Raw genomic sequence first — 15,077 nt, 5'->3', positions numbered from 1 at the left:
CCGTTATTGGATGTCGCTGGCGCTGACGCCGGCAGGCAAGGCTTGCGGGAGATAAGCCTGGCCGACGAATGCGCCCATGTGGCCACCGGAACGCACGACCAGCGCGCTGCCGGCCACGCTCACGGGTCCACGGCCGCCGCCGTTGGCGCGCTGGTTCTGGATGCCCTGGACGTATTGCGGAAAGTAAGTGCCGAGCAGCGATGGCAAATCAGGAATGCGCGGACCTTGCCACGCAATGCCGAAAACCGTGCCGTCCGCGCCTACGTATTCATTGACCACGGTGCCGACGGCAAGCGTTGTCGTGCGCACGGTAATGGCGCTGGCGGAACTCGCCGATGCTGCCGAACCCGCAACTGCCGCTGCGTGCGATACCGAATTGCTGACCGTAGCGCCGGCCGGCGCCGTCATGGGCGCACCGCCCAGAACCGCATGAGCGGGCGTTACGGCAGCCAAGCTAACCATCAATCCTGCTGCGAGACTAACCAGCGCGCGAGCGCGCCGAAAGCCGAATGAAATGATCGAAGTGTCCACTTCGCTTCTCCGTTCCGATTATTTCAAGCCATGCAATATCTTGCCGTCTGAAACGCTGCGCGAGTGCGCGTCGTTCGTCGAGACGTAAGTATGCCAGCCGAATGCGTCGAACTCGGGAAAGTGAACATATGTTGCAACGCTAAATGCGCCGGGATGGCTGAAATAGGTGTCGTTTTGACGCGCACGGTTGGTAGCTACCTTCCGCGCGCGTCAGATCAGCATGGCGTCAGAAGCCCAGGCTGGCGAGCAGGTCATCGACTTGCGTCTGGTCCTGAACGACGTCGGTGCGTCCCTCGGGATTGATTTGCGGCCCGTTGAGCAGCGTTTCCGGCGTGCTGGACGTATTCGATGCCGCAAGCGCCGCCGCCTGCGCCGCAAACTGTTCACGCCGTTCCGGCGCAATGTTTTCCAGCAACACGGTGAGCAACTGCTGCTCGATCACGTACACCACGTCGGTGATTTTCTTGATCACCTGGCCGGTCAGATCCTGGAAATCCTGCGCGAGCATGATTTCGAGCAACTGCGCGTTGGTCGCGACCGTGTGCACGGGCACTTGCTGCAGGAAACCGCGGGTATCGGCGAGCAGCGTCTTGACGTCGGCCTTGTCCTGCGCCGCGCCGTACCATGCTTCCCAACGGGCATCGAGCGCCTGGGCGTCGCGCTGCATGGTTTCCTGAATCGGTTTCGCGAGTTCGATGGCGTTCAGCGCGCGGTCGGCGGCCTGTTCTGTCATCGTCGCGACGTATTTCAAGCGGTCGCGGGCATCCGGCACCATTTCGGCGGCGGCTTCAACCTGTTTGTCGAGACCGAGCTCGCGCATGGAATCGCGCAGCGTGCGCGTCAACTGGCCAATGCGCGCCAAAATGCGATCGCTCGATGCATCCCCGTCCTGCTCGATCGCCGTCAGCGCTTCCTGCGTCGTCATTTCATTCACGATCTCAGCTCCCGGCCTTGGCCATCTTTTCGAGAATCTTCGTGAGCTTCTCGTCGAGGGTCGCGGCCGTGAACGGCTTGACCACGTAACCGCTCGCGCCAGCCTGCGCCGCGGCAATGATGTTTTCCTTCTTCGATTCCGCCGTCACCATCAGCACGGGCAAGTGCGAGAGGGCGGCATCGGCGCGAATCTGCTTGAGCATTTCCAGACCGTCGAGGTTCGGCATGTTCCAGTCGGAAATGACGAACTCGAAACCGCCGCCACGCAGACGCGCAAGGCCGGCTGCGCCGTCCTCGGCTTCATCGACGTTCGAGAAACCTAGTTCCTTCAGCAGGTTTCTGACGATGCGGCGCATCGTCGGGAAGTCATCGACGACCAAAATCTTCATGTTCTTGTCCATCTTCACTGCTCCTTGTATTCCCGTTGTTTCTTCAGGCGGCGCGCACGCCGCGTGGGTATTCGAATTCGTGTGCTCGCGAGGAAGGTCAGACGCGTTGTGCGCGCTCGCCCATGGAATTGAGGCGCGCCATCACGCGCCGGGTCATTTCCGACAACGGCGCGATTTCGCTCACGCCGCCGGTTGCAATGGCTTCGCGCGGCATGCCGAACACCACGCAGCTCGCTTCGTCCTGCGCAAATGTGTACGCGCCGGCTTGTTGCATTTCCAGCATGCCTTGCGCGCCGTCGCGGCCCATGCCGGTCAGGATCACGCCGAGCGCGTTCTTGCCCGCGTGCTGCGCGGCGGAACGGAACAGCACATCCACCGATGGCCGATGCCGGTTGACCGGCGCGGCGTCGGAGAGATGCGCGACATAGTTCGCACCGCTTCTCGCCAGCACGAGGTGAGCGTCGCCAGGCGCGATATACGCGTGGCCCGGCAGCACACGCTCGCCATGCTCGGCTTCCTTCACCGCGATCCGGCACAGGCCGTTCAGACGTTGCGCGAACGACTTGGTGAAGCCTGGTGGCATGTGCTGCGCGATCATCACGCCGGGTGCATCGGGCGGAAGCGGAACCAGGAGTTCGCGGATAGCTTCAGTGCCGCCCGTCGATGCCCCGACGATGATCAGCTTTTCCGTGCTCACCAGCGGGTTGTTCAGGTTGGGCGTGGGTTTCGACGCCGTGACCGAACCGCTTGAACCCGCCGCCGCATGCACGACATGAGGCGTTTGCCTGACACGAGCGCGCGCAGCGGCGCGGATCTTGTCGGCGAGCTTCTCCGAGTATTCGAGCATGCCGTCGCGGATGCCCACGCGCGGTTTCGTCACGAAATCCACCGCGCCGAGTTCAAGCGCGCGCAGCGTGATTTCCGAGCCGCGTTCCGTGAGCGATGACACCATCACCACCGGCATCGGCCGCAACCGCATCAGCTTTTCCAGGAAATCGAGGCCGTCCATGCGCGGCATTTCCACGTCGAGCGTGAGCACGTCGGGGTTGTGCTGCTTGATCAGATCGCGTGCGACAAGCGGATCGGGCGCGGTCGCGCACACGTGCATGTCGGGCTGCGAATTGATGATCTCGGTCATCAGGCTGCGCACGAGCGCCGAATCATCGACGCACAAAACGCTGATCTTCGGTTCCGTGCTCCGGGCCGTTGTCATGCTTCCTCCACCGTCTTCATGCGGACGGTTCGCTGCAGGCCGGCTGCGGCACCGAATAGTTCGATGCGGGGTTTATCGGTTGTCCTGGCTTTCGGCTGGCTGAAAAGTTCGACGCGCGCACGCGCCTTGGCCAGCCGCTCGCTGCGCGCTTCGGGCGTTTGCCGCACCAGCGCCTGTTCGCGTTCGACCACGCTCGGGTCTTGCTGCGTGATCAGTTTCTTGACCATCGCCTGGCCGGTTCGCGGCATGAACGCGACCTTGCGCGGATACATGCCCTGCAAGTCCTCAGCCACGATGCGAATCTTTTCCAGCGCGAGATAGCGGCGAACGAACTCGGAATTTCTATCGCCGATATTGATTGTCGTCATACCCGCCAGCACCGCGCCGCCGCCGAATACCTTGGCTTCGAAGCGCTCGCGCCGGCCGCCACGCTTGATCATCTCGTTGATCAGCACTTCCATGGCGTACGCGCCGTATCGCATGGAATCCGAACTGGACTGCGATGCGTCCGCGCCGTCGTCGGGCAGCATGAAATGGTTCATGCCGCCAATGCCCGCCGTCCGGTCAGTAATGCACGCCGCCACGCACGAACCGAGCACCGTGACGAGCACCATGTTCTCGCCTGTCATGTAGAACTCGTTCGGCAACAGCTTCACGCCCGGGAGCTTGAAGTGGTTGTCGAAATACAGGTTCGTCGCGATCGGCAATGCGCTCATGCCGGTTCTCCGGCGAGCGCCTTCTTCTTGGCGGTTCCAGCAACGGAATCACGCGATAACGCGTACACCGTCTGGCCGCGCAGCTTGAACGCCTGCGTCACATACGTGAAGTTTTCCGAATGCCCGGCGAACAGCAGACCGCCGCTTTTCATCAGCGGCTCGAAGCGCGCGAGAACTTGCGCTTGCGTGGGTTTATCGAAATAGATCATCACGTTGCGGCAGAAGATCGCGTCGAACTGGCCCGGCAGCGCATATTTCGAATCCGTCAGGTTCAGTTGCTCGAACTTCACCATCGCCCGCACTTCCGGGCGGATCTTGACCATGCCGGCGTGCGCGCCCGTGCCTTTCAGGAAGAAGCGCTTGAGCCGGTCATTGCCGAGCGTCTTCACCGAATCGAGCGAATAGACGCCCGCGTCCGCCTTCTGCAACACCTGGCTGTCAATATCCGTCGCGATCACCGTGCACTGGCGCGCGGCCGAATCGCCAAGCGTCTCCATCAGCGTCATGGCGATGGAATACGGCTCCTCGCCCGTCGATGCCGCCGAGCACCACACAGAAAACGGCTGCGGCCGGCTCTTCGCAAACGTGGCGAGAATCGGAAAGTGATGCGATTCGCGGAAGAACGCGGTCAGGTTCGTGGTCAGCGCGTTGGTGAACGCTTCCCACTCGGCGCTGTCCGGCTGCGCTTCGAGGCGGTCGAGGTAAAGACGGAACGTATCGATGTTGCACGCGCGCAGACGTCGCGCGAGACGGCTGTAGGCCATGTCGCGTTTATGCTCGGACAGCGAAATCCCCGCGCGACGATGAATCAGGTCGCGAATGCGGCCGAAATCGGCACCGGTGAATTCGAAGTCGCGTTCCAGTTCCGAACCGTTGCGGGTCCGGTCGCGGGGTGTATCGACGGGTGAGCGCGTTGCCATCATCTAGCCTTTGTCTTGCTGGAACGTGCGGTGGGCCTGCATGAACATCTGCCACTGCCTTAAAAGGTTTCCCAGTCGCCGGCTGCTACTGCAGCGAGCTTCGGAGCTTTTGCTGCGGGTGCGGCGTCTTGAGAGGCCTGAGTCGCTGCAACCATCTTCTCGTTAATCTTATTAACGGCGCGATTGGCCGCGACGTTAGGCCGCGAAACAACTTTTATCGGCGCGATGGCGCGGGTTGCGTGTGCTGACGCTGCAACCGACGGCTCGACGCGGCCTTGCTGAGCCGTGTCGCCGCTGACTTGCCAGTGGCCGACCACGTCCTTCAGCTTGCGCGTCTGTTCTTCGAGCGATGCCGCAGCAGCGGCCGCTTCTTCAACCAGCGCGGCATTCTGCTGCGTCACTTCGTCCATCTGCCCAACCGCGCGGCTCACCTGTTCGATGCCCTGCGACTGTTCGTCGGACGCTGCGCTGATCTCGCCCATGATGTCCGTCACGCGACGCACCGCCTGGACGATCTCGTCCATGGTCGTGCCGGCACGCGCCACGAGTTGCGAGCCGCTTTCCACCTTCGCCGTCGAGTCGCCGATCAGCGACTTGATCTCTTTGGCCGCCGCCGCGCTGCGTTGCGCGAGGCTGCGGACTTCACCGGCCACGACCGCGAATCCACGCCCTTCCTCACCGGCGCGCGCCGCTTCGACCGCCGCGTTCAGCGCAAGGATGTTCGTCTGGAAAGCGATCCCCTCGATCACGCCGATGATGTCCACCACCTTGCTCGAACTCGATGAAATCGCGTTCATGGTGTCCACGACCTGCTCGACGACTTCACCACCGCGCGATGCAATGTCAGACGCGTTCACGGCCAGTTGCGAGGCCTGCCGCGCGTTCTCGGCGTTCTGCTTGACCGTGCTGGTCAACTGTTCCATGCTCGACGCCGTTTCCTGCAACGACGCCGCCTGTTCCTCGGTACGTTGTGACAGGTCCGTATTGCCGCTTGCAATCTCACGCGCACCCACATCGATGGATTCCGCGCCGTTATGCACCGCCCCGACCATCGCGGTCAAATTCACGCGCATCCTTTCTATACCCGCAAACAGGCGGCCGATCTCGTTGGTTTTATCGGTGTGAGCGGAGCGCGTCAGGTCGCCGCGTGCGATGCGCTCGAAATGATCCACCGCGTCGTTGATCGGCTGCACGATCATGCCGCCCATTGCGAAACGGGTTGCAATCAACGTCAGCACCGCCAGCACCATCACGCCCGTGATCACCTGGATCAGCAACGTGATATTCGCCTGCGTATCCGCGCGCAAGGCATCGGCGTGTTTTTGCGTAAAGTCCACGACTGCGGACGACGCTGTGTCGAGCGAGACGAACATCGGGCTGATCTTCGTGTCGGCGATGGCGTGATACGCGGCCATGTCGTTCGCGCGGATCGCGGCGAACTCGGGCTCGACGCCTTCGCGCATCAGCGTGTCGCGCTTGGCGACGACTTCATCGAGCATTGCTTGCGGCAAGGTCGGCTTCGGCGTGGCAAGGAACAGCTTCCAGTTCTCGTTGGATTTATCGAGCAGGAACTGGCCGCGATCGATCGCCTTCTTCGCTTCGTCGGTCTTGCCGGCTTCATCGAGTGAACGTACCCGGTCGAGCGTCACGCGGGCGCGCAGCAAGTACGACGACGCGTCGTTCAGCGCGCGCACCGAGACCATGTCGCTGTCTGTCAGCGTGGACAACGAATTGCCTGCCGAGCGCAGACCGTTAAGCGACAGCGCAGCCACCACAGCGGCAAAGCCTACGAACAACAAGCCCACGAGGGTCAGCGTGGTACGAATCGACCAGTTCTTAAGCATGTCTTTCTTCCAAACGTGGGATCAAGCCGCGACGGAGTCGATCAACTCCATCTCCTTGCTCGTCATCAATTTTTCGATGTCCATCAGGATCAGCATGCGGCCATCGACCGTGCCGAGTCCCGTCAGATACTCGGTCGTGAGCGTCGCGCCGAATTCCGGCGCCGGCATGACCTGATCAGCCTGAAGCGTGAGGACGTCGGACACGCCGTCGACCACCATGCCAACCACGCGATGCGCCACGTTCAGGATGATCACGACCGTCTGGTTGTCGTATTCGACACGGCCGAGATTGAACTTGATGCGCATATCGACGATCGGCACGATGATGCCGCGCAGGTTGATCACGCCCTTGATGAACGTCGGCGCATTCGCGATGCGCGTGACGTTGTCGTAGCCGCGAATTTCCTGCACTTTCAAAATGTCGATGCCGTACTCTTCCGCGCCCAGCGTAAAGACCAGGAATTCCTGTCCGGCCGCTTCGGCTTGCGTGGAAGCGCGTTGAACGTCGCGGCGCTGCGCCGCGGAAGTGATGGATTGAATGTCTGCTGCCATTTTTAGCTCCCGGAGTTCGGTTGTTTGGTTACTGCGTCAATGCGTTGATGCTTAATGTGTGAGCGACGCCACCGCGCCATGCGCCGTGCGGTTTTCACGATTTAGCGCCGCCACGTCCACGATCAGCGCGACGCTGCCGTCGCCGAGAATGGTTGCAGCCGAGATGCCGTGCACCTTGCGGTAATTCGTTTCGAGGTTCTTAACCACCACTTGCTGCTGCCCGACGAGCTCATCGATCAACATGGCAAAACGCCGTCCCTCGGACTGGATGATCGTAATGATTCCCTGCGTGGGTTCGGTGCGTGCGTCGCTGACTTCGAACACCTGGTGCAGCGCGACCAGCGGCAAATATTCGCCACGCACGCGCACCACGCGCTCGCCGCCCGCGACGGTGTAGATATCGTCGGCGACGGGTTGCAGCGACTCCATCACGAAGTTCAGCGGCAGGATGAAAATTTCGCTGCCGACCTTCACCGACATGCCGTCGAGAATCGCCAGCGTCAGCGGCAAAACAATACGCGTGGTCGTACCCTTGCCCTCGCGCGACTGGATTTCGACGTGGCCGCCCATCGCCTGGATGTTGCGTTTAACCACGTCCATGCCAACGCCACGGCCGGAGATATCCGTGACTTGATCGGCAGTGGAAAAGCCGGGCATGAAGATGAGTTGCCAGACTTCGTCGTCGGACATCGACTCGCTGACCTGCATGCCTTGGCTCATCGCCTTGGCGAGGATCTTGTCGCGGCGCAGGCCCGCGCCGTCGTCGCTGACTTCGATCACGATGTTGCCGCCGTGATGCGCCGCCGACAGCACCAGTTGCCCCGCCGCGGCCTTGCCGGACGCGCGACGCGCTTCAACGGTTTCAATGCCGTGATCGAGCGAGTTGCGCACGAGGTGCGTCAACGGGTCGATGATGCGTTCAATCAGGCTCTTGTCGAGTTCCGTCGCCTGACCGAACGTGACGAGTTCGACTTCCTTGCCGAGCTTCGCGGCGAGATCGCGCACGAGACGCGGGAAACGGCTGAAGACGTAATCCATCGGCATCATACGGATGGACATCACGGCTTCCTGCAAGTCGCGCGCATTGCGCTCGAGTTGCGCCATGCCGTTGAAGAGGCGGTCGTGCAGCGCGGGATCGAACGTGCTCGTGGTTTCGGCGAGCATGGCTTGCGTGATCACGAGTTCCCCGACGAGGTTGATCAACTGATCGACCTTTTCAACGCCCACGCGAATCGAACTGCCTTCTGCAGCAGCCGGCGCCGCTGCGGCGCGCGCCTTGGGAGCTTCGGCCGGAGCCGAAACCGGTGTGTTTGCGCGGGACTCGGCGGCAGCAGATGCAGCCGCCGCCGGTTCCGTCTTCTCTGCCTGGGGCGCTTTTTCTGCCACCTCTTTGATTTCTTCCACGGCTGCGACCGGCGTTTCATCCACCGATGCGCTCGACGCATTGCCGCGACCAATCGAAATCTGCGAATCATCGATCACGAAACAGCACACGGCAACGATGTCATCCGCCGATACATCCGAGTCCAGCCACAACGTCAGGTCACCGCCCGACTTCTTTTCCCCGACGACTGTCCCCAGGTTTCCGAGCTCCTCGGTCAACAGAGCCTGGTCCTTCTCCCCTACCCCACGTAACGTGATTTTCAGATGCGGGCCCTTGTCAGCGCTCGCGTCGGTGGATTCCGGCGCGGATGGAAACTCCGTCCAGTCGCCCTCTTCTTCCACGGCTTCGTTTGCCTGCTCGACCACGTGCGCAGGCGGCTCGTTCGGACCCAGCGCCATCGCAACTTGCGCGAGGTCCTGGGCGATCGCGGCTTGATCGGCGAGAGACGGTGTTGGTTCCGTAGCGGCTTGAGGCGCGTGGCCCGCGTCGTTACACGCGTCGTTGTCCCGGAGAAACTCGAGCTTCGTGCAGATCGCCTTTGCGGCGGCCGCATCCGGTTCCGCGCTTGCACGGTAAGCACTCAACTGATCCGACAACACGTCCTTGGTTTCAAGGAAGGTATCGATCATGTCGCGGCGCAAGACCAGCTCGTTGTTACGCGCCCGGTCGAGCAGCGATTCGAGAATGTGCGTGGTCTCCGTCAGCGCCGAGAAACCGAACGTCGCCGCGCCGCCCTTGATGGAATGCGCCGCGCGGAAAATCGCGCCGAGGTCTTCGGGATCGGGGTTCGCCAGATCCAGCGCGAGCAGCAATTGCTCCATGTCTGCGAGCAGCTCGTCGGCTTCGTCGAAGAATGTTTGATAGAACTGCGTAATGTCGAGTGTCATGCCTGGGTCACCACCGGATGCCTTGTCTGTCGTCGCTATGCGCGTCGTAATTGCTTGTGCTTTGTCTCGTGCTGCGTGTTTCAGTGCTTGAGTGCTTCACTGCTTCAGTGCGACTGCTCGGCGTCCGACAACGTCGCGACCAGTTCGGTCAGCATGTCGGGATCGATCGGTTTTTCGATCCAGCCCGTCGCGCCCGCTTCGCGCGCCGCCGCCTTGAACTGGTCGCTGGATTCGGTCGTCAGCACGAGGATCGGCGTATTCGCATATGCACGATGCCCGCGCAGCTTCACGATCAGGTCGAGCCCGCTCATGGCCGGCATGTTCTGGTCGGTCACGATGAGGTCGAACTGTTCGGCGAGCGCCGCTTCGTAGCCTTCGGCGCCATCGGCGGCAACTTCCACGCGATACCCCGCCGCCACGAATGTCGCCGAGAGGACTTTGCGCATTGAAGCGGAATCGTCGATTGTCAGAATGTTCTTGATCATGGTTTTGTCGTACCCGGTCCGATGTTTTGAGGCTTTTCCTGAAGCTGGCTACCTGGCCGCCGCTTTGCTCGGCACGAGCGCGCCGAGTCCAGGCGTGGCATTGCCAGCGTTAAGGGGATTGCTGGTAATCGTGGTCGCGGCGGTTTCGTCGCGTGTCATCGACTCTTCCGATTTGCGATTCAAAACGAGAATGCTGATGCGGCGGTTTTCCGGATCGAAGGCGTCCTGCTTGTTCAGGTTTTGCGTCGATGCCAATCCGATCACACGCAAGACCTTCGCTTCGTCCATGCCGCCCGAAATCAATTCGCGGCGCGATGCGTTCGCCCGATCCGCCGATAATTCCCAGTTGCTGTAACCTTTCTCGCCGCCCGCGTATTGCGTGGCGTCGGTATGTCCCTGCACGACGATCCGGTTCGGCACGTCGTTGAGCGCCTTGCCGATTTCGCGCAGGATGTCGCGCATGTACGGCTGCACGGAATTGCTTGCAAGGGCGAACATCGGCCGCTTTTGTGTATCGACAATTTCAATGCGCAAACCTTGCTGCGTCGAATCGATGCGAATCTGCTGGCGAAACTGGCGCAACACCGGATTCGCATCTATCGCCGACATCAGCTTGACCTGCAGGTCGTGCAAGCGCGCCTGATCGCGGCGTTCGAGTTCGCCTTGCGCGTCTCTCAGCGTTTGTTCATCAATGCGATTCGAGCGCCGCGTGCCGTCGCTCATGCGTGTCGTGCCTTGCTCGGGGCTGGAGATATCGCGTCCGCCGCCGTTGAGAATGCTCGAGTCCATGCCTGAACTCTGCCCGCCCATGATGGCGTTCTTGAGCGGCATGTTGAAATACTCCGCAATGCCCTGGCGCTGCACTGGCGACACCGCGCTCAGCAGCCACATGAGCAGGAAGAACGCCATCATCGCGGTCATGAAGTCGGCGTACGCGAGCTTCCACGCCCCGCCGTGATGCGCTTTCTTGCTCGATACGATCCGTTTGATGAAGATCGGGCGATCGGTCTTGTTGGACATGGCAGATTCTCCGGGAGCGCGTTCTCGCGTGAAGGCGTTACTTGGCCTTCACGCGGCGCACGTGTTCTTCCAGTTCGGAGAACGACGGACGCTCGGTGGAGAAAAGCACCTTGCGGCCGAACTCGACCGCAATAGCCGGGGCATAACCGTTCAGGCTCGCGAGAATCGTGACCTTGATGCACTGGAACATCTTCGTCGACTCGGCCACGCGCTGCTCCGCAACGCTCGCCAGCGGCCCGATCAACCCGTACGACAACAAGATGCCGAGGAACGTCCCGACCAGCGCCTGCGCGATCATTTCGCCGAGAATCGCCGGCGGCTGATCGGCGGATGCCATGGTATGGACCACACCCATCACGGCCGCGACAATGCCGAACGCAGGCATTGCGTCGCCGACCTTGTGGAGCGCCTGCGCCGGGCCTTCGCCTTCGGCGTGATGCGTTTCGATTTCCTCGTCCATCAGGCTTTCGATCTCGAACGCGTTCATGTTGCCGCCGACCATCAGGCGCAAATAATCGGTCAGGAACTCGACGATATGGTGATCCGCGAGGATCTTCGGATACTGCGCAAAGATCGGGCTTTTAGCCGGATCGTCGATGTCGGATTCCAGCGTCAGCGTGCCTTCCTTGCGCGCCTTGGCAAGCAGCACGTAGAGAAGCGCCATCAGCTCCATGTACACATCCTTGTTGTACTTGGAGCCTTTGAAGAGTGTCGGGATCACGCGCAGCGTGGCCTTGATCGTCTTCATGCCGTTGCCGAGGATGAAAGCGCCGACACCCGCGCCTGCAATCATCAGGATTTCAACGGGTTGGACCAGCGCGCCCAGATGCCCGCCTTCCAGCGCATAACCGCCGAAAACCGACAAAAGCGTCACTAGTGTTCCGATGAAAATCAGCACAATCGAATCCTCATGGTTGCAGCGGCGAAACCGCCGTTAAGTGGTTTACGGCACGAGGCTGGAAAACTTTGAAGGGAAATGGGCGGCGCGAAACCGGCTGCGTCTTTATTGGCGGGGCGATTACCGTGTAAGGTGATTCACGGGCAACGCAAAATCCCGTGAACAAATCGGGCAAACCTGCCGATTTGTCGTCCAACTTCTGCAAAACCCGCTTTCGATTTACCTATCAAGCGCATCTTTTCTTACAACGCGGGCGCATTGATTGTTTAACGGCACCGTCCGGCAATTACTTTGCAAAACCGCTTCGAATTGACCCGGTTTGGTGGCTGAAACCATACGAGGCGGGCTGTGGTGCCTTTCGCACGCTTGGCACAGGCATTGCTCATTGTTGCGTCCTGGGCATCGCATCAAGTCCGACGCAGCTTGTCGATATTCATGCAATCGCCCGCCAGGCAAGGACCTCAGCCGTTGTTAGCAATTCGTAACCAGCGGTGTTTCGCCCTGTAACAAGGTTAAGCGTTTGCAAAATGACTCGGCGATATCCGCGGTCATCTTGATAATGGGTCGTAAGGGATAACCCGATTCACCCGGGTCCGATTTCCAACGGGGGCGGCAGCATAGAGGCTGGCCCGTCCGCAAGGCTTCAGCGGGTTTCTATCGGAAACCGTATTTCGAAGCCGCAACGAACAGGAGAGTCACGTTATGCGTATCGCACAAATTGCACCCTTGCACGAAGCAGTTCCTCCGAAGTTCTACGGCGGCACCGAGCGCGTTGTCTCGTATTTGAGCGACGCCCTGGTTGATCTCGGTCACGACGTGACGCTCTTTGCAAGCGGCGATTCGGAAACCAAGGCGACGCTTGACGCCGCATGGCCGCGTGCGCTGCGCCTCGACCCGACCATCCGTGACTGGAACGCGCCCCACGCGCTGCTGCTCGAGAAGGTTCGCCGCCGCGCGCATGAGTTCGACGTGCTCCACTTCCACCTCGACTACATGCCGTTTTCGACGTTCTCGCAGATGGATACACCGTTCGTGACCACGCTGCATGGCCGTCTCGACTTGCCCGAACTGCAGCCGGTTTTCGATGCATTTCCGGAAGCGCCGGTCATCTCGATTTCGGATTCGCAGCGCCAGCCGCTGCCGCAAGCCGCGTGGCTAAATACCATTTACCACGGGTTGCCGCAGGATCTCCTGACGCCGCAAAAGCACAAGAAGCCGGAATACCTCGCCTTTCTCGGCCGTATCTGCCCGGAAAAGCGCGCCGATCTGGCAATACAGATCGCAGCGCAAACCGGTCTGCCGCTGAAAATCGCCGCAAAGGTTGACAAGGTTGACCAGGAGTATTTCAAGAGCACGATCGAGCCGTTGCTTTCCAGCGCAAATGTAGAATTCGTCGGCGAAATCAACGAGCAGCAAAAGCCGGAGTTCCTCTCGGGCGCCAAGGCGCTCCTGTTCCCGATCGACTGGTCGGAGCCGTTTGGTCTTGTGATGATCGAAGCCATGGCGTGCGGTACGCCGGTAATCGCATTCAATCGCGGTTCGGTCCCGGAAGTCATCGATCACGGCGTGACGGGCTTTATCTGCGAAGACGTGCAGGGCGCAGTTGGCGCACTTCAGCGACTCGATGAACTGTCGCGCACCGAAATCCGCGCGCAGTTCGAACGCCGTTTCTGTGCAAGCACGATGGCGCAGAATTATGTCGACAGCTATACCGCCCTGCTTCAGGCGGCAAAGCGCCCGATGCTGCGCCAGGTTGCAGTAGGCTGATCGAGGAACGCCGATTAATCCGATGTTGCAATCCATAAAGATTCGACATCGGAGAGTTTTTGATTTACTTAGCTGGAATAAATCGCGTTATTGCAGCGCAAAAAAATCCACCCGCAACAGGGTGGTTTTTTTGTATACAGAGACGCCAGCGGGGCCTTTTTCGCAGTTTGTCCCGATGCACGGCTTTGTCAGGAATGCTCCTGATTAATCAAGAAACGCTCCCGGCTTTTACCCACGATCCACTTCGGCGGCTTGCCACGGCCACTCCACGTATTACCTGACTTGGGATCCTGGTAGACCGGTGGCAATGGTTCTTTCTTCGGCGGGCGCCCGCGGCGTACAACCGTCAGCCCCAAATCCTGTGCGGTAAGCCCATACTCAACGATCTTCCGCCGTATATCCACGAGTACAGCTTCCAGTTCCGTGCGGCGCGCTTCTTCGGCCTGCTCCTGTAGTTTGGCTATTTGCGCCTTCAGCTCAATGTATTGCGACATTTCCAATCCCTTTTCAATAGGCAGCGATTATTGAGAAGCCTAACGATATCGAATAAAAGATGCAACGGTTGCCAACGCAATTGCAGAAAGTTCCAAACAACTTAAGAAGATTCTTGAAACTATAGGCCAATCTTAATAGGACTTGCCTTAGTTCTGGCTGATTTGACAATTGTTGACAACTACTGCCGATACTCGGATTACACTGCCTACCCGCTGTATTTGGTCGTCAATGTAATCGCGATCACACGCAGCGGAAACGTTTCAGTTTTTTATATATTTTTAGGACTTCGAATCATGCGATTGGGACAGCGCCTCGGCGCAGAAATGTTTGGTACGTTCTGGCTCGTGCTGGGCGGCTGCGGAAGCGCCGTACTTGCCGCCGGATTTCCTCAACTTGGTATTGGCTTTGCGGGCGTCTCGCTCGCGTTTGGCCTGACCGTGCTCACCATGGCTTATGCCATCGGCCACATCTCCGGTTGCCACCTGAACCCGGCCGTAAGCGTCGGCTTGACCGTCGCCGGCCGCTTTCCGGTTCGCGATCTGGCTCCGTACATTGTCGCGCAAGTGATTGGCGGCATTCTAGGCGCGTACGTGCTGTATGTGATCGCAAGCGGTTCGCCGACCTTTGAACTCGGCGGTTTCGCGACCAATGGCTTTGGCGACCAATCGCCTGGTCATTACTCGATGATGGCCGCGCTCGTCTGCGAAGTGGTCATGACGTTCTTCTTCCTGTTCGTCATCCTTGGCGCAACCGACAGCCGTGCGCCCGCCGGTTTTGCACCGATCGCAATCGGCCTGTGCCTGACGCTGATCCACCTGATCTCGATCCCGGTGACCAACACGTCTGTGAACCCGGCTCGCTCGACCGGCCCGGCATTGTTCGTCGGCGGCGCGGCAGTGGAACAACTGTGGCTGTTCTGGGTTGCACCGATCATCGGCGCGATCATCGCGGGTGTGGTCTATCCGCTGCTGACCGGCGCGAAGAAACGGGCGCTTGCATCGGCCTGATTCACAGCAAGTCGATTGAGGAAAAACGGGCGCCCG

The 15,077-nt window shown here is 60.3% G+C and carries 16 protein-coding genes; 3 read left to right on the top strand and 13 right to left on the bottom strand.

Annotation, left to right across the window (positions count from 1 at the left end):
- Positions 1 to 3: 3 nt before the first annotated feature.
- From AX768_RS00200 to motA, 12 genes are all read right to left on the bottom strand, one after another.
- Positions 4 to 462, bottom strand: coding sequence for a DUF2844 domain-containing protein (locus tag AX768_RS00200; RefSeq protein WP_062000649.1), 459 nt, complete (start codon positions 460 to 462; stop codon positions 4 to 6).
- 295 nt (positions 463 to 757) lie between these two features.
- On the bottom strand, positions 758 to 1,456 hold the full coding sequence (gene cheZ, locus AX768_RS00195) for a protein phosphatase CheZ (protein ID WP_061998281.1): 699 nt from the start codon (positions 1,454 to 1,456) through the stop codon (positions 758 to 760).
- 13 nt (positions 1,457 to 1,469) lie between these two features.
- On the bottom strand, positions 1,470 to 1,865 hold the full coding sequence (gene cheY / locus AX768_RS00190; RefSeq protein ID WP_061998280.1) for a chemotaxis response regulator CheY: 396 nt from the start codon (positions 1,863 to 1,865) through the stop codon (positions 1,470 to 1,472).
- Between the two features lie 85 nt (positions 1,866 to 1,950).
- Positions 1,951 to 3,066: a protein-glutamate methylesterase/protein-glutamine glutaminase gene (locus AX768_RS00185; protein ID WP_061998279.1), complete on the bottom strand. Its 1,116-nt coding sequence runs from the start codon at positions 3,064 to 3,066 to the stop codon at positions 1,951 to 1,953.
- The gene (gene cheD, locus AX768_RS00180) at positions 3,063 to 3,782 is read right to left on the bottom strand and encodes a chemoreceptor glutamine deamidase CheD (protein WP_061998278.1); all 720 of its coding nucleotides are present in this window, start codon (positions 3,780 to 3,782) and stop codon (positions 3,063 to 3,065) included. Before cheD ends, AX768_RS00185 begins: the two co-directional genes overlap by 4 nt.
- The gene (locus AX768_RS00175) at positions 3,779 to 4,705 is read right to left on the bottom strand and encodes a CheR family methyltransferase (RefSeq protein WP_061998277.1); all 927 of its coding nucleotides are present in this window, start codon (positions 4,703 to 4,705) and stop codon (positions 3,779 to 3,781) included. The genes cheD and AX768_RS00175 overlap by 4 nt, the downstream gene beginning before the upstream one ends.
- 56 nt (positions 4,706 to 4,761) lie before the next feature.
- Positions 4,762 to 6,546: a methyl-accepting chemotaxis protein gene (locus tag AX768_RS00170; protein WP_061998276.1), complete on the bottom strand. Its 1,785-nt coding sequence runs from the start codon at positions 6,544 to 6,546 to the stop codon at positions 4,762 to 4,764.
- A 21-nt stretch (positions 6,547 to 6,567) separates the two neighbouring features.
- Positions 6,568 to 7,098 carry a chemotaxis protein CheW gene (cheW, locus tag AX768_RS00165; protein ID WP_061998275.1) on the bottom strand — a complete coding sequence of 177 codons (531 nt, stop codon included), beginning with the start codon at positions 7,096 to 7,098 and terminating at the stop codon, positions 6,568 to 6,570.
- 51 nt (positions 7,099 to 7,149) lie between these two features.
- On the bottom strand, positions 7,150 to 9,369 hold the full coding sequence (gene cheA / locus AX768_RS00160; protein WP_061998274.1) for a chemotaxis protein CheA: 2,220 nt from the start codon (positions 9,367 to 9,369) through the stop codon (positions 7,150 to 7,152).
- 104 nt (positions 9,370 to 9,473) lie between these two features.
- Entirely contained in the window at positions 9,474 to 9,854 is a 381-nt protein-coding gene (locus AX768_RS00155; RefSeq protein ID WP_061998273.1) for a response regulator, read from the bottom strand.
- Positions 9,855 to 9,902: 48 nt separating this feature from the next.
- On the bottom strand, positions 9,903 to 10,874 hold the full coding sequence (gene motB / locus AX768_RS00150) for a flagellar motor protein MotB (protein ID WP_061998272.1): 972 nt from the start codon (positions 10,872 to 10,874) through the stop codon (positions 9,903 to 9,905).
- Between the two features lie 37 nt (positions 10,875 to 10,911).
- On the bottom strand, positions 10,912 to 11,772 hold the full coding sequence (gene motA, locus AX768_RS00145; protein WP_061998271.1) for a flagellar motor stator protein MotA: 861 nt from the start codon (positions 11,770 to 11,772) through the stop codon (positions 10,912 to 10,914).
- 158 nt (positions 11,773 to 11,930) lie between these two features.
- On the opposite strand from motA, the gene AX768_RS32490 reads away from it, so the two are divergent.
- The gene (locus AX768_RS32490; protein WP_155524146.1) at positions 11,931 to 12,257 is read left to right on the top strand and encodes a hypothetical protein; all 327 of its coding nucleotides are present in this window, start codon (positions 11,931 to 11,933) and stop codon (positions 12,255 to 12,257) included.
- A gap of 217 nt (positions 12,258 to 12,474) precedes the next feature.
- A complete protein-coding gene (locus AX768_RS00140; protein ID WP_061998270.1) occupies positions 12,475 to 13,539 on the top strand; it encodes a glycosyltransferase family 4 protein in 1,065 nt (354 codons plus the stop codon).
- Between the two features lie 188 nt (positions 13,540 to 13,727).
- Here AX768_RS00140 and AX768_RS00135 read toward each other — a convergent pair whose 3' ends face one another.
- The gene (locus AX768_RS00135) at positions 13,728 to 14,033 is read right to left on the bottom strand and encodes an H-NS histone family protein (RefSeq protein ID WP_061998269.1); all 306 of its coding nucleotides are present in this window, start codon (positions 14,031 to 14,033) and stop codon (positions 13,728 to 13,730) included.
- Positions 14,034 to 14,327: 294 nt separating this feature from the next.
- Between AX768_RS00135 and aqpZ the strand changes: the two genes are divergently transcribed.
- Positions 14,328 to 15,041, top strand: coding sequence for an aquaporin Z (gene aqpZ / locus AX768_RS00130; protein ID WP_061998268.1), 714 nt, complete (start codon positions 14,328 to 14,330; stop codon positions 15,039 to 15,041).
- Positions 15,042 to 15,077: the final 36 nt, after the last annotated feature.

It is taken from the genome of Burkholderia sp. PAMC 28687 (assembly GCF_001577465.1).
Lineage (GTDB): Bacteria > Pseudomonadota > Gammaproteobacteria > Burkholderiales > Burkholderiaceae > Caballeronia.
Note: the sequence above shows the minus strand (reverse complement) of the source record. Positions and strands in the feature narration are given on the sequence as shown.

Excerpts from the sequence above, each read along its gene's own strand:
- AX768_RS00140 (WP_061998270.1), top strand. The coding sequence starts at position 12,475 with ATGCGTATCGCACAAATTGCACCCTTGCACGAAGCAGTTCCTCCGAAG.
- cheA (WP_061998274.1), bottom strand. The coding sequence starts at position 9,369 with ATGACACTCGACATTACGCAGTTCTATCAAACATTCTTCGACGAAGCC.
- cheZ (WP_061998281.1), bottom strand. The coding sequence starts at position 1,456 with ATGACGACGCAGGAAGCGCTGACGGCGATCGAGCAGGACGGGGATGCA.
- cheD (WP_061998278.1), bottom strand. The coding sequence starts at position 3,782 with ATGAGCGCATTGCCGATCGCGACGAACCTGTATTTCGACAACCACTTC.
- aqpZ (WP_061998268.1), top strand. The coding sequence starts at position 14,328 with ATGCGATTGGGACAGCGCCTCGGCGCAGAAATGTTTGGTACGTTCTGG.
- cheW (WP_061998275.1), bottom strand. The coding sequence starts at position 7,098 with ATGGCAGCAGACATTCAATCCATCACTTCCGCGGCGCAGCGCCGCGAC.
- AX768_RS00200 (WP_062000649.1), bottom strand. The coding sequence starts at position 462 with ATGGTTAGCTTGGCTGCCGTAACGCCCGCTCATGCGGTTCTGGGCGGT.
- AX768_RS00135 (WP_061998269.1), bottom strand. The coding sequence starts at position 14,033 with ATGTCGCAATACATTGAGCTGAAGGCGCAAATAGCCAAACTACAGGAG.
- AX768_RS00170 (WP_061998276.1), bottom strand. The coding sequence starts at position 6,546 with ATGCTTAAGAACTGGTCGATTCGTACCACGCTGACCCTCGTGGGCTTG.
- AX768_RS00155 (WP_061998273.1), bottom strand. The coding sequence starts at position 9,854 with ATGATCAAGAACATTCTGACAATCGACGATTCCGCTTCAATGCGCAAA.
- cheY (WP_061998280.1), bottom strand. The coding sequence starts at position 1,865 with ATGGACAAGAACATGAAGATTTTGGTCGTCGATGACTTCCCGACGATG.
- AX768_RS00185 (WP_061998279.1), bottom strand. The coding sequence starts at position 3,066 with ATGACAACGGCCCGGAGCACGGAACCGAAGATCAGCGTTTTGTGCGTC.
- motB (WP_061998272.1), bottom strand. The coding sequence starts at position 10,874 with ATGTCCAACAAGACCGATCGCCCGATCTTCATCAAACGGATCGTATCG.
- AX768_RS00175 (WP_061998277.1), bottom strand. The coding sequence starts at position 4,705 with ATGATGGCAACGCGCTCACCCGTCGATACACCCCGCGACCGGACCCGC.